Origin of the sequence: Pseudomonas viciae (genome assembly GCF_004786035.1) — a bacterium.
Lineage (GTDB): Bacteria > Pseudomonadota > Gammaproteobacteria > Pseudomonadales > Pseudomonadaceae > Aquipseudomonas > Aquipseudomonas viciae.
Window position 1 is genome coordinate 1,086,590 of sequence record NZ_CP035088.1, and the last position, 12,305, is coordinate 1,098,894.

At 60.2% G+C, this 12,305-nt stretch carries 13 protein-coding genes; 6 read left to right on the forward strand and 7 right to left on the reverse strand.

Going from position 1 to position 12,305, the window contains the following annotated elements:
- The gene (gene maiA, locus EPZ47_RS04785; protein WP_135843755.1) at positions 1 to 636 is read left to right on the forward strand and encodes a maleylacetoacetate isomerase; all 636 of its coding nucleotides are present in this window, start codon (positions 1 to 3) and stop codon (positions 634 to 636) included.
- Positions 637 to 826: 190 nt separating this feature from the next.
- On the opposite strand, the gene EPZ47_RS04790 is transcribed toward maiA, so the two are convergent.
- Complete coding sequence (locus EPZ47_RS04790; RefSeq protein WP_135843756.1) at positions 827 to 1,630, reverse strand: SirB1 family protein; 804 nt, start codon at positions 1,628 to 1,630, stop codon at positions 827 to 829.
- Between the two features lie 186 nt (positions 1,631 to 1,816).
- Between EPZ47_RS04790 and EPZ47_RS04795 the strand changes: the two genes are divergently transcribed.
- Entirely contained in the window at positions 1,817 to 2,836 is a 1,020-nt protein-coding gene (locus tag EPZ47_RS04795; protein ID WP_135843757.1) for a Glu/Leu/Phe/Val dehydrogenase family protein, read from the forward strand.
- 8 nt (positions 2,837 to 2,844) lie between these two features.
- Here the strand turns inward: EPZ47_RS04795 and EPZ47_RS04800 are convergent, their stop codons facing one another.
- Entirely contained in the window at positions 2,845 to 4,050 is a 1,206-nt protein-coding gene (locus EPZ47_RS04800; RefSeq protein WP_135843758.1) for a benzoate/H(+) symporter BenE family transporter, read from the reverse strand.
- Between the two features lie 321 nt (positions 4,051 to 4,371).
- On the opposite strand from EPZ47_RS04800, the gene EPZ47_RS04805 reads away from it, so the two are divergent.
- Entirely contained in the window at positions 4,372 to 5,760 is a 1,389-nt protein-coding gene (locus EPZ47_RS04805; protein WP_135843759.1) for an aminotransferase-like domain-containing protein, read from the forward strand.
- 78 nt (positions 5,761 to 5,838) lie between these two features.
- On the opposite strand, the gene EPZ47_RS04810 is transcribed toward EPZ47_RS04805, so the two are convergent.
- Positions 5,839 to 6,099, reverse strand: coding sequence for a YebG family protein (locus tag EPZ47_RS04810; protein WP_135843760.1), 261 nt, complete (start codon positions 6,097 to 6,099; stop codon positions 5,839 to 5,841).
- Positions 6,100 to 6,403: 304 nt separating this feature from the next.
- Between EPZ47_RS04810 and EPZ47_RS04815 the strand changes: the two genes are divergently transcribed.
- Entirely contained in the window at positions 6,404 to 6,904 is a 501-nt protein-coding gene (locus EPZ47_RS04815) for a phosphate-starvation-inducible protein PsiE (RefSeq protein ID WP_135843761.1), read from the forward strand.
- On the opposite strand, the gene EPZ47_RS04820 is transcribed toward EPZ47_RS04815, so the two are convergent.
- Positions 6,901 to 7,218: a DUF3509 domain-containing protein gene (locus EPZ47_RS04820; RefSeq protein ID WP_135843762.1), complete on the reverse strand. Its 318-nt coding sequence runs from the start codon at positions 7,216 to 7,218 to the stop codon at positions 6,901 to 6,903. The genes EPZ47_RS04815 and EPZ47_RS04820 overlap by 4 nt on opposite strands.
- Before the next feature lie 496 nt (positions 7,219 to 7,714).
- Here EPZ47_RS04820 and EPZ47_RS04825 point away from each other — a divergent pair, with 496 nt between their 5' ends.
- Positions 7,715 to 8,125 carry an HPF/RaiA family ribosome-associated protein gene (locus EPZ47_RS04825; RefSeq protein ID WP_135843763.1) on the forward strand — a complete coding sequence of 137 codons (411 nt, stop codon included), beginning with the start codon at positions 7,715 to 7,717 and terminating at the stop codon, positions 8,123 to 8,125.
- A gap of 164 nt (positions 8,126 to 8,289) precedes the next feature.
- Here EPZ47_RS04825 and EPZ47_RS04830 read toward each other — a convergent pair whose 3' ends face one another.
- Complete coding sequence (locus EPZ47_RS04830; RefSeq protein ID WP_135843764.1) at positions 8,290 to 9,165, reverse strand: helix-turn-helix domain-containing protein; 876 nt, start codon at positions 9,163 to 9,165, stop codon at positions 8,290 to 8,292.
- Positions 9,166 to 9,305: 140 nt separating this feature from the next.
- On the opposite strand from EPZ47_RS04830, the gene EPZ47_RS04835 reads away from it, so the two are divergent.
- On the forward strand, positions 9,306 to 10,208 hold the full coding sequence (locus EPZ47_RS04835; RefSeq protein WP_135843765.1) for a DMT family transporter: 903 nt from the start codon (positions 9,306 to 9,308) through the stop codon (positions 10,206 to 10,208).
- A gap of 85 nt (positions 10,209 to 10,293) precedes the next feature.
- On the opposite strand, the gene EPZ47_RS04840 is transcribed toward EPZ47_RS04835, so the two are convergent.
- Together EPZ47_RS04840 and EPZ47_RS04845 are read right to left on the reverse strand one after the other, a co-directional pair.
- Positions 10,294 to 11,265 carry a 2-hydroxyacid dehydrogenase gene (locus EPZ47_RS04840; protein WP_135843766.1) on the reverse strand — a complete coding sequence of 324 codons (972 nt, stop codon included), beginning with the start codon at positions 11,263 to 11,265 and terminating at the stop codon, positions 10,294 to 10,296.
- Positions 11,266 to 11,520: 255 nt separating this feature from the next.
- Entirely contained in the window at positions 11,521 to 12,270 is a 750-nt protein-coding gene (locus EPZ47_RS04845) for a YkgJ family cysteine cluster protein (protein ID WP_135843767.1), read from the reverse strand.
- Positions 12,271 to 12,305 lie beyond the last annotated feature (35 nt).

Below are 12,305 nucleotides of genomic sequence, written 5' to 3' on the forward strand. Positions count from 1 at the left end.
ATGGAACTCTATACCTACTATCGTTCCACCTCGTCCTATCGGGTGCGCATCGCCCTGGCGCTCAAGGGCCTGGATTACCAGGCCCTGCCGGTCAACCTGATCGCTGTGCCTGGGGGCGAGCATCGCCAGCCGGCCTACCTGGCGATCAATCCCCAGGGACGGGTACCGGCGCTGCGTACTGACGAAGGCGCGTTGCTGGTGCAGTCGCCCGCCATCATCGAATACCTGGAGGAACGTTATCCACAGGTGCCGCTGCTCAACGCAGACCTGGTGGTGCGGGCCCATGAGCGCGGCGTCGCGGCGTTGATCGGTTGCGACATTCATCCGCTGCACAACGTCAGCGTGCTCAACAAGCTGCGGCAGTGGGGCCACGATGAAGCCCAGGTGACGGAGTGGATCGGGCAGTGGATCAGCCAGGGGTTGGCGGCGGTTGAGCAGTTGATTGGCGACCAAGGTTACTGCTTCGGTGCCGCGCCAGGAGTGGCGGATGTTTACCTGATCCCACAGTTGTATGCGGCCGAGCGGTTCAATGTGTCTTTGCAGGCGTACCCGCGGATCCGTCGCGTTGCGGCGTTGGCGGCTGCGCATCCAGCGTTCCAACAGGCGCATCCGGCGAATCAGCCCGATACACCTTGATCGCCCATCAGTTATTCCTGTGGGGTTCCGGGGTGTGCGCGAATCTGCAATCACCATAAACCCCTGTGGGAGCTGAGCTTGCTCGCGATAGCGGTGTATCAGCTTGCATCAATGTTGACGGAGTCACCGTCATCGCGAGCAAGCTCGGCTCCCACAGGTGTGATGAACAGGCAATCTCCACCCCACCGGTTCAATGCACAACCGAATTCGGTGGCAGATGCCCCAGCCGCTCCGTCAATCGTATCCGCTGGATCGGGTCTTCGCTGAGCATCAGCGCGTGCTCCAAGTCGAATCGTTCGGCGTTGGGGCAATCGAGGCGCTGGTACAGGCTGGCGCGGGCCAGGTAGTCGGCGGCGCTGGCGTTGCCCAGTTCCAGCACCCGTTCGGCGTCGATCAGCGCCGCGATGTAATCGTCGTTCGCCAGATGCAACTGGCGCAGATTACGCGACAGGCGTTGGAGCATCTGCATCGGCTCGGCGTTGACCAGATGTTCAGCTTTGAGCGGCATGTTCGCGCCGTATTGGCGTTGCAGCAATTCCCGGCAGTCATTGGGGTACAGCCGACGCCCGCCACATGGATCGAGCAGATGGTCGGCCCCGGGTACTTTCAGCAGGAAATGGCCGGGGAAATTGACACCGACCATCGGAATTTCCAGGCCTCGGGCCAACTCCAGGGCAATCAGGCCCAGCGCCAGGGGTTGCCCACGTTTGCGGCTGAGCACTTGGTTCAGCAACGCCGCACGGGGGCGCAGGGGGGTGAAATCGTCCTGGGCGAACCCCAGGTCATTGAGGCGTCGCAACAAGGGCTGGCCCAATTCACTGACAGGCAGCAACGGCAAGCCATGGCTGACCCGCTGTTGCAGCTCCTTGAAATCCTTCAGCAAGGCCGGTACGTCCACGTCGCGATCGTGTTCGGCAGCGATCCATAACGCCGCTTCGAACAGCGCCGGTGGCGAGCGGTGCAGGCAATCAAAAAAGGCTTGGCGCGGTTTCATCAAACTCTCCGGGCTATGTCCCGTTTTAGCTCTGTCACGGATTTTCGTCCAGTCTCGCAAAGATGCGGTGACAGGTTATGTCCAAAAAGACTGACGACCCTGGCGACTTATTCCGGCTCGCTCCAGCAATTTTCAACTGCACGCCTATACTGGCGAAACAAACAAAAGTGATTCGGGAGCCTTTCGATGTTCGCTCTCATGCAAAGCTCCCGCCTTGAATCGCTGCACTTAAGCGTAGACCCGATGACCGGGTTGAAGGCGGTGATTGCCATTCATTGCAGCCGTCCCGGGCCCGCCCTGGGGGGTTGTCGTTATCTTGCCTACCCCGACGACGAAAGTGCCGTGGTCGACGCCGTGCGCCTGGCCCAGGGCATGAGCTACAAGGCCGCCCTGGCCGGTCTACCCGTGGGTGGCGGAGTGGCGGTGATCATGCGCCCGGCCCATGTCGAAAGCCGGGCGGCGTTGTTCGAAGCCTTTGGTCGCTGCATTGAGCAACTGGACGGGCGCTACATCACCGCCATCGACAGCGGCACCTCGGTGGCCGACATGGATTGCATTGCCCAGCAGACCCGCCATGTCACCAGCACCACGGCCTCGGGCGACCCCGCGCCCCACGCGGCGATGGGTGTATTTGCCGGCATCCGTGCCACGGCCATGGCCCGCTTGGGCAGCGATAACCTGGAAAGCCTGCGGGTGGCAATACAGGGGCTGGGCAATGTCGGCTATGCCCTGGCCGAACAGTTGCACGCGGCGGGCGCCGAACTACTGGTCAGCGACATCGACCCAGGCAAGGTGCAATTGGCGATGGAGCAACTGGGCGCCCATCCGATCGCCAACGATGCGTTGCTCAGCACGCCATGCGACATCCTCGCCCCCTGCGGCCTGGGCGGTGTGCTCAACAGCCAAAGCGTGGCGCAACTGCGCTGCTCGGCCGTCGCCGGCTCGGCCCATAACCAGTTGAGCAACCTGCAGGTGGCGGATCAACTGGAACGGCGCGGGATACTGTATGCACCGGACTATGTGATCAACTCTGGCGGCCTGATCTACGTCGCCCTCAAGCATCGCGGCGAAGAGCTGCCGACCATCACCGCGCACTTGTCGAAAATCGGTGCGCGACTCACGGAAGTCTTCGCCCACGCCCAGGCAGAAAAACGCTCACCAGCCCGGGTGGCCGATGAGCTGGCGGAGCGTTTGTTGTACCGATAAAAAGCCGGTCAGGGTCGGCTGCCCCCAGCGATGGCGGCTGTTTGGCTTTGGCGGGTCCAGGTCAGCACGAAATGCGCCACGAGGCCGAAGATCAAGCCCCAGAACGCGGCGGCCAAGCCGAGAAAACTCATGCCCGAGGCCGTCACCAGGAAGGTGATCAGCGCCGCTTCCCGTTGTTTTTCGTCGGCCATTGCCCCCGTCAGGCCGGCACTGATCGCGCCGAACAAAGCCAGGCCGGCGAGGGACGCGATCAGTTCTTTGGGGAGCGCGGAAAACACCGAGGCCAGGGTCGCGCCGAAGATGCCCATCAGAATGTAGAACACCCCGCAGGCAATCCCGGCGATGTAGCGTTTGTCGCGGTCTTCGTGGGCTTCGCGACCGGTGCAGATCGCTGCGGTAATGGCAGCCAGGTTCAAGCCGTGGGAGCCGAAGGGTGCCATCAGGACCGAACCAATCGCGGTGACCGAAATGATCGAGCGCGCCGGCGTGCTGTAGCCCGCGGTGCGCAACACCGCCATGCCCGGCACGTACTGGCCGGTCAGGGTCACCAGTGCCAGTGGCAGGCCAATGTTGATGATCGCGTGCCAGCTCCATTCAGGGGCGATGAAAACCGGCTGGGCCACGGCGATGGTAATCGAGCTGCTGTTGAGTTCACCAAAGAAGGCGGACACCGCGCAGCCGACAATCAGTACCGACAGAATCGCGTAGCGTGGCGAAAAGCGTTTGAAGATCAGGTAAGACGCAATCATCGCCAATACCAGCGCCGGTTGCAGCTGGATCGATGTGAACAGTTCGGCGCCAAAGCGAAACAGAATGCCCGCGAGCATGGCGGCGGCGATGGCTTTGGGCAGGCGACTCATCAGCTTGTCGAACGCGCCGGACAAACCGACCACGGCAATGATCACCGACGCCACTACATAGGCGCCGATGGCCTGGGGCAGGGTGACGCCGGGCAGCATCGACACCAGCAACGCCGCGCCCGGTGTCGACCATGCCGTAATCACCGGAACCCGCAGGCGCCAGCTCAAGAACAAGCCAGTGATCCCGCTGCCGATGGAGATGGCCCAGATCCACGAGGACACCACGTCGTTGGGCAGGTGCGCTTGCTTGGCTGCCTGAAACACGATGATCAGCGGGCCGGCATAAGAAATGATCACGGCGATAAAGCCCGCAATCACGGCTGACAGGGATAGATCCTTTCTGAGTGTGTCCATGATGTCTCGACTTGGCGCGGCAGGTCGCGCGGTGATCAGGGAGGGATTGAGTCGATTGATTCGATTCATTATCAGTGTATTTGAAAGGATTGGGTTGATTCAATTGAGGAAATGAACGTTTTACTTGTTCTCTCGGTTATTTGATATTAGTCAATTGATTTATAAGGATATTATTTTTATCGGATCTTTTGTCATGCCTGGGGTCGAATTGATGAATCGAATCAATCGACTCAATTTTTTGGTCTGATCGATTTATTAGGCGTTTTACCACCCTGTGATATCCTCGGATGTTCATCATTTCTACGATGGCAGCGATCATCCATGTGGGTTCCCCAGCTAAGCGAGTTCAACCAGCCGGTGTATTTATCGATTGCCGATGCGTTGGCGCGCGATATCAGCAACGGTGTGTTGAACGAAGGTGATCGACTGCCGACGTTGCGGGAGCTGGCCACTGCCCTGAGTGTCACGCCGGGCACCATCAGCCGGGCTTACAGCGAAGCTCATCGGCGCAGGCTGGTGCAGGGGGAAGTGGGACGTGGCACTTACGTGCTCGGCCAGAAGCCTTTGGAGCCGCTGGCGAGCAACAGCGCCGCGCCGCTGAATCTGGGACACGCCGAATTACTCGACCTTTCAATCATCAAGCCGTCCAGCGAAACCCTGGAATACTGGTTGCGCGATGCGCTGGTGGGCATGGCCAAGAGCACCGATTTCGCCCGCGCCCTGGATTACGCGCCGGACGGTGGCCATCCCGCGCATCGCGAAGCGGGCGCGCAGTGGTTGCGTCATGCGTTGCCTGACGCGCAAGGGCAGCAAGTGGTAATCACCGCAGGGGCCCAGCATGGCTTGATGGTTGCGATGAGCGCCCTGACCAGCGCCGGTGACCTGGTGCTTTGCGAGGCGCTTTGCTACCCCGGCATCATTTCCCTGGCCCATGGCCTTGAGCGCCGCCTGCGTGGCGTGCCAATGGACGACGAAGGCATCATCCCCGACGCGTTGCGCGAACTGTGCCTGCGGGAGAAACCGGCGATGCTGGTCTGCGTGGCGACCTGCCAGAACCCGACGACGGCGATCATGTCACCAAAGCGCCGGGCCCAGATCGCGGCGCTGGCCGAGGAGTTCGACTTCATCATCCTGGACGATGACATTTACGGCTTCCTTGCCACCGACCCGTCGATCAAGCCGCTGTCGGCGTTTGCCCCGGATCGTTCGGTGTACCTGACCAGTCTGTCGAAGGCGGTCATGCCGGCGCTTCGCATCGGCTATCTCTATAGCCCGCCGAAACTGCTGTCCCGCCTGAGCTCGATGGTGCGCAGCAGCGTCTGGATGCCGTCACCGTTGACCGCGCAACTGGCCAGCAATGTGATTGGCGAAGGCCTGGACAAAAAACTGATCCGTATCCAGCGCAACGAAGCCGCCGGACGGCAAGCGATTGCCCGGGAAATCTTTGCCAATTTCGAACTCAAGGCCCAGCCATATTCGTATCACGTCTGGTTGACGCTGCCCGAGCCTTGGACCAGCGACGAGTTCACCATGCTCGCCCGGGCCAACGGTGTATTGGTGCTCAGTGGCACCCAATTTCAGGCTGAGCGGTCCGGGAGCACCCGTTGTGTGCGACTGGTATTGATGTCGCCCACCAGCCAGGACGAGCTGCGTTTTGCCCTGACTAAGCTGGCCAGCCTGATCGATTCCGATCCGCGCCGTTATTACTAAAAAAATCGCAGCCTTCGACAGCTCCTACCTGGAATACACCGTGTAGGAGCTGCCGAAGGCTGCGATCTTTTTTAAAGGTTATTCAGCCGGGGTGTTGAGCAATTCGGACAAGGCGTCCGGCTGGCTCTTGAACGCCTTGGCGAACACATCGCGATTCTTCGCCATGTAGATCCCGGCTTCTTCCACCTGTTGCTCACTCAGCGATGGAACGGCTTTTTGCAACACTTCGGCCAGCAATTCGGCGAGTTCCAGCATTTTGTCATGACGGTCAGCTTCGGCTTTATCCATGAACAAGCGCTCCAGATCTCGGCTGCTGCGGTATACCACTTCGACGGCCATTCACCACCTCACATGCCTTCACATTGGTTGTCTGTGTGACTACTGTATTTATATACAGGCAAAAGAATAAGCGAATCCTCTGCCTTTGGATAGTGGCTTTTTAATGTAGACCGATTTCGGCATGTGAGGGCAAAGCTTGCGTGGGAGCAAAGCTTGCTCACGATAAGCCCCATGACGCTCACAAAAGTGTCGAATGCTATCCCATCGCCATCTCACCCCAGCCGCTGGCCTTTTTTCTGCATGCAGAACAACCGTCACGTCCAACCCGCATCATCCGGTCGAGTCGACCTAAGGAAACTACATCGTGAAAATAAACTGGGCCGAGAACCTGCGCCAGAATGTGCATCAACTGGCTGAGTCCCTGGGAAACCTGTTCGTCGAGACCTTCCACTACCTGGCGTTGTTCGCCATTGGTGCGGTGACCGCCTGGGCGGCGGTGATGGAATTCCTGCAGATGATCGAAGCGGGGCACATCAAGATCGATGACATTCTCTTGCTGTTCATCTATCTGGAATTGGGCGCGATGGTCGGGATCTACTTCAAGACCAACCACATGCCGGTGCGGTTTCTGATCTATGTGGCGATTACCGCGCTGACGCGCCTGCTGATTTCCAACGTCTCCCACCACAGCCCGCCGGACCTGGGAATCATCTACCTGTGCGGTGGCATCCTGCTGCTGGCGTTTGCGATTCTGGTGGTGCGCTACGCCTCGTCGCAATTCCCTTCGGTCAAGATCGAGCACCCGCACCGTAAGGTTGGCGCGGGTTCCAGTGAGCATGCCGAAGTAGAGAAGGGCGAAATCTAGAGGGTGACGGCGGAGGACGCCGGGCCCTGCGTGCGCGGTGGTGGCAGCTTGATGTTGTCACCGCCGGTCATGGCTTCGAGGATCGCCACGGCGCTGTGGCCCTGTTCGATGGCGATGCCGAACTGAATGCTTTGCACCAGGCGCTTGAGCCGTTCCGGATCGTTGCGCTGCTGGGCGCTGATCATGCGTTTGGCGACAATGCGCCCACTCTTGGACAGGGTCAGCATGATGCTGCCGTCCAGGCCCTGGATGCTCAGGTTGATTTGATACTGCGGCGCAAAAGCGTCGGTAATAATCTGAAAAGGGTTGTCCATGATGCGTCACCGCCTGATTGAACGTGCAGTTGTTGACCGGCCGCGATCGGGATTAGTTCGCAACATCGGACCATCGGCCATTCCATGATCGTGTTCATCCAAGCCTGGCAGGCGACGGATCAAAGGATCGCAACCTGCGGCAGCTTCCTAGGGGAGTTAGCAAGGGGCATGCCGGAAAAACTGTCGGACAATGATCGCGGTACTTAAGCGCCGAACGCTCTGGAATGCGGCTGGTGTGGCTGCCCGTTTCGGGGCAATAACGAACGGATGTTCGTTGACGGTGCAGGGCGGGAAGGGGATTTGCGAGGGATAAGCAAGGCGAGGCAACTCCCGACATTAACAGCGCTTTTGCTCGTTGTCCGGCTTTATTTGCAAATCAATATTTATCTTTTTTCAGGGGTTGAATTGTTCTTCTGTCAGCCCGACTCTGTATTCAAGGGGCCGTTGCATCAACGTCGACGGCCCCCGGCGAGCTAGCTGAAATAAGGGATGAACTATGCAAATCCAAGTCAACAGCGATAACCATATTCAAAGCAGCATCCGACTGGAGGAGTGGGTACGTACTACCATCGAAAGCACGCTCGAACGTTATGAAGAGGACCTGACACGGGTCGAGGTTCATTTGCGTGATGAGAACGGCGACAAGCCCGGTCCCCATGACCTGCGTTGCCAGCTTGAAGCGCGGCCAAAGGGCCACCAGCCGATTTCCGTGACGCACAAGGCCGATACGCTGGAACTGGCGATCGAAGGGGCGGCCACCAAACTGGAAAATGCCCTGGAGCACTTGTTCGGAAAACTGCGTGGCAAACGCGCTGTCGTTGCTGCACCGAGCGATTCTGTAGCCTTGGCCGATGCGATGCTGGAAGAAGAATTCCTGGAGAACGAACGGGCTGCGCTTCACGGCTGAAACCTCGTTCCTTTTTAAATTCCTGACTGAAAACGGGCCTGCATTTGCAGGCCCGTTTTGTTTTTATCGATCCGGTGTGGTGAGCAAGTGAGCGGTGCCTGGAAGCATGCGATCAATGTGGGAGCGAGCTTGCTCGCGATGGCGATCGCCGGGGCAGTACCGTCCTAGCGCAAAAACGCCTGCCGATACTCCCCGGGCGTTGCCCCCAAGGTCTGGCGGAAGCGATTGGTGAAATGGCTGGCGCTGGCAAATCCACAGGCCAGCGCCACATCGCCCAGCGGTTGTGCAGTGCTGCGCAGCAAGTGCCGCGCGCAGGCCAAGCGTCTTGCCAGCACATATTGATGGGGCGGCAGCCCGAAGCTCTCGCGGAACATCCGCGCAAAGTGATACTCGGACAACGTGCACAGCGCCGCCAATTGCCCGAGGCTGATGGCGTCGGCCAGATGGCTGTCGATGTAGTCCACCAGCAACCGCCGCTGGTGAGCGGCCAGTCCACCTTTGAGGCGCAGCCCCTGGCGCAGGCCAACCTGGCTGAGCAGCAGATGGTTGAGCAGGTCGTGGGCCAGGCTGGTGGTCAGCAGGCGTTCGCCGGGTTCGTCCCAGTTCAACGCGATCAACTGGCGAAAGCGCTGTGCCTGTTGCGGATCGTCGAGGAAAGTCGCCTCGCACAACTGCACTTGCCGGGGTTCGCGGTCCAGCAGCGTGACGCAGCCGAGGGCGAATTGTTCGGGGCTGAAGTACAGGTGGGCGAGGCGAATGTCGCCGTTGATGACCCAGGCCGACTCATGCCCGGCCGGCAGGACGCAGAGTTTGTCCGGTGCGCCGGTGGTGTCGGGCCTTTCGCGGCGAAACGTGCCGGTGCCGCCGGCGACGTAACACGACAGCGTATGGTGGGTCGGCGCCTCATAGTCCTGGGCGTCGTGATGATTGCTCCACAAAGCGGCCGCCATGCCGTCCCCGAGCTCGGCGCTGTGCTCCAGACGAGCATTGGGCGAACTGTTGAGGGCCTGGAAGACTTGCAGGGTTTGCAGTGTGGGCATGATCGGTTCTCTCTAACGCCTTGCATCCTACTCCGTCGCTGGGCTCGTGCCAGCCTGCAAGTCGACAAAACCGCAAGTTTACGCAAGCGCCCGGTGAGGCGGCGGCGTGACACTGGACGCCATTGTCAGGAGTCATCGCCATGAACCTCTCGTTGTACCTGCTTACCGTGCTCATCTGGGGCACTACCTGGATCGCGCTGAAACTGCAGTTGGGCGTCGTTGCCATCCCCGTGTCGATTGTCTATCGCTTCGGCCTCGCGGCGCTGATTCTGTTTGCAATGCTGTTGCTCAGCCGGCGCCTGCAGGTGATGAACCGGCGCGGCCATTTGATCTGTGTAGCCCAGGGCCTGTGCCTGTTCTGCATCAACTTCATGTGTTTCCTCACCGCCAGCCAGTGGATTCCCAGCGGATTGGTCGCCGTGGTGTTTTCCACCGCCACGCTTTGGAACGCTTTCAATGCCCGAGTGTTCTTCGGCCAGCGGATCGCACGTAACGTGCTCTTGGGCGGCGCCTTGGGGTTGCTCGGGCTGGGGCTGTTGTTCTGGCCAGAGGTGGCCGGCCACAGCGCGAGCCCGCAGACGCTGCTCGGGTTGGCGTTGGCGTTGCTGGGGACGTTGTGTTTCTCGGCGGGCAACATGCTCTCGAGCCTGCAACAAAAGGCTGGCCTCAAGCCGTTGACCACCAATGCCTGGGGCATGGCCTACGGTGCGACGATGTTGGCGGTGTGGTGTGCGTTTAAAGGCATCCCGTTCGACATGGAATGGAATGCTCGTTACGTCGGCTCGTTGTTGTACCTGGTGATCCCGGGTTCGGTGATCGGCTTTACCGCTTACCTGACGCTGGTGGGGCGCATGGGCCCGGAGCGGGCGGCGTATTGCACGGTGCTGTTTCCGGTGGTGGCGTTGAACGTCTCGGCGTTTGCCGAGGGCTATCAATGGACCGCACCGGCGTTGGCCGGGCTGGTCCTGGTGATGTTGGGGAACGTGCTGGTGTTTCGCAAGCCACGACCAGTGGCAGCGAATGTCGTGCTGGGTGCGCGTTGAGACTTGGCGTCTAGCGGTAATCCTGTGGCGAGGGAGCAAGCTCCCTCGCCACAGAGGGAGTCTCGTGGTATCCGCGTAAGAGGGGTTACTTCCAGACCTGCGGGTTGACCAGGTTCTGCGGTCGCTCGCCCATCAATGCACTGCGCAAGTTAGCCATAGCAAGATTGGCCATGGCTTCGCGGGTTTCGTGGGTCGCCGAGCCGATGTGGGGCAGGGTCACGGCGTTCTTCAGTTGGAACAGCGGCGATTCGGCCAATGGTTCTTTCTCGTAGACATCCAGCCCGGCACCGCGGATACGGTTGTTCTGCAAGGCTTCGATCAACGCCGGTTCATCCACCACCGGACCACGGGAAATATTGACCAGGATAGCGCTGGGTTTCATCAGGGCCAGTTCACGCTGGCTGATCAGATGACGGGTCTTCTCACTCAGGGGGACCACGAGGCAGACAAAGTCCGCTTCGGCCAGTAACTGATCCAGCTCGCGAAATTGGGCGCCCAACTGGTTTTCCAGTTCGGTCTTGCGGCTGTTGCCGCTGTAGATAATCGGCATGTTGAACCCTAGCCGGCCACGCCGGGCAATGGCCGCACCGATGTTACCCATGCCGACGATACCCAGGGTCTTGCCGTGTACATCGCTGCCGAACAGCTGTGGGCCGACCGTCGCCTGCCATTGTCCGGCCTTGGTCCAGGCGTCCAGTTCAGCGACGCGCCGGGCGCTGCTCATCAGCAAGGCGAAGGCCAGGTCGGCGGTGCTTTCGGTGAGCACGTCGGGGGTGTTGGTGAGCATGATGCCGCGTTCATTGAAGTAGGCCAGGTCGTAGTTGTCGTAGCCCACCGACACGCTGGACACCACTTGCAGGTTCGCGGCGCCTTGCAGTTGCTCGCGGCCAAGCTTGCGACCGACCCCGATCAGCCCGTGGACGTGGGGCAAGGCTTCGTTGAATTGCGCGTTGATGTCGCCGTTCGACGGGTTTGGCACGATCACGTCGAAATCCTGCTGCAGACGCTCGACCATCTTGGGTGTGATACGGCTAAAGGCAAGTACGGTTTTTTTCATCGCGGAAGGCTCATCGGGCAAGGAATACCAAGCACGCTAACATTCCTGGTGAGGATTAGGCGAGAGGGGGGCGACTGGATAGCGCAAATTCCACCTGTGGGAGCGGGCTTGCTCGCGAAAGCGGTCTGGCATTCAACATCAATGCAAGCTGCCCCGACGCCTTCGCGAGCAAGCCCGCTCCTACCTTTGTTCTGTGGGCTTTGATTTTGTGAGTGCTGCAATTCCCACAGGGGGTCTACTTCATCCTTTGGTTATCTACGCCGCCCGCAACGAAATAAACGCGTAGTTGACCGGTACTTCGGTGACCACGCGCGCGCCGCTGGCCAAGACCTGGCTGGCGATGTCGTCACCGGACAAGTGGAACTGCCATTCACTGGCTTGTTGCGCCAGCGGCTGCGAGCGGAGCTGATCGAGGGTCGCGGCGAAGGCGGTCATGTCCGGCAGATACGCGGTAAACCCGTCGCCCTTCAGCGCGGTGGTGTGAATGCCCAGCGAAGCGCAGATGCGCTCCTTGACCTGGATGTCTGCACGATCGGCCTGGCGTGAGCGTTCGATCAGCTGTGCCAGTTCCCGATCGACCAGTTCACCGCCGAGGATCAATTGCGGCCCGGTCTCCCAGGATTCCGGCGGGCATTCTTTCGCGGCGATATTAAGAGGGATGTGCGGGTTGATTTCCATTGGATAGATGCGGCACACCAATGGCCGGCGTTCGTAGATGCGGCAGAGGTTTTCATCGTCAAGATTTCGGCAGCGGCCGGTGTTATAGGCGGCGAAAGTGATCGCCACGCGGGCTTCGGTGGTACCGCTGCGGACCACCGCTGAACGGCGCTCGGCGTGTTCGCGTTGTGCCACCGGCAGGCCGAGGCCATTGGGCAGGAACGCCTCCACCAGGACAATCACCTGGCCGCCGTCGTCCGCCCACATGCGGGCCTCATCGAGGGTCAGGGGGACGTGGTGATCGGTGCAGCACTTGCCACACCCTACGCAGGAAAACGTTGTGTTCATTGAGCGACCGGTCGCAGAAGGCTGGAAAACGGCGA

What these genes read in the sequence shown, in the direction of transcription:
- EPZ47_RS04790 (WP_135843756.1), bottom strand. Translation starts at nt 1,630, where the DNA reads ATGAAACCGCGCCAAGCCTTTTTTGATTGCCTGCACCGCTCGCCACCG.
- EPZ47_RS04795 (WP_135843757.1), top strand. Translation starts at nt 1,817, where the DNA reads ATGTTCGCTCTCATGCAAAGCTCCCGCCTTGAATCGCTGCACTTAAGC.
- maiA (WP_135843755.1), top strand. Translation starts at nt 1, where the DNA reads ATGGAACTCTATACCTACTATCGTTCCACCTCGTCCTATCGGGTGCGC.
- EPZ47_RS04845 (WP_135843767.1), bottom strand. Translation starts at nt 12,270, where the DNA reads ATGAACACAACGTTTTCCTGCGTAGGGTGTGGCAAGTGCTGCACCGAT.
- EPZ47_RS04800 (WP_135843758.1), bottom strand. Translation starts at nt 4,050, where the DNA reads ATGGACACACTCAGAAAGGATCTATCCCTGTCAGCCGTGATTGCGGGC.
- EPZ47_RS04840 (WP_135843766.1), bottom strand. Translation starts at nt 11,265, where the DNA reads ATGAAAAAAACCGTACTTGCCTTTAGCCGTATCACACCCAAGATGGTC.
- EPZ47_RS04810 (WP_135843760.1), bottom strand. Translation starts at nt 6,099, where the DNA reads ATGGCCGTCGAAGTGGTATACCGCAGCAGCCGAGATCTGGAGCGCTTG.
- EPZ47_RS04825 (WP_135843763.1), top strand. Translation starts at nt 7,715, where the DNA reads ATGCAAATCCAAGTCAACAGCGATAACCATATTCAAAGCAGCATCCGA.
- EPZ47_RS04805 (WP_135843759.1), top strand. Translation starts at nt 4,372, where the DNA reads ATGTGGGTTCCCCAGCTAAGCGAGTTCAACCAGCCGGTGTATTTATCG.
- EPZ47_RS04835 (WP_135843765.1), top strand. Translation starts at nt 9,306, where the DNA reads ATGAACCTCTCGTTGTACCTGCTTACCGTGCTCATCTGGGGCACTACC.
- EPZ47_RS04820 (WP_135843762.1), bottom strand. Translation starts at nt 7,218, where the DNA reads ATGGACAACCCTTTTCAGATTATTACCGACGCTTTTGCGCCGCAGTAT.
- EPZ47_RS04830 (WP_135843764.1), bottom strand. Translation starts at nt 9,165, where the DNA reads ATGCCCACACTGCAAACCCTGCAAGTCTTCCAGGCCCTCAACAGTTCG.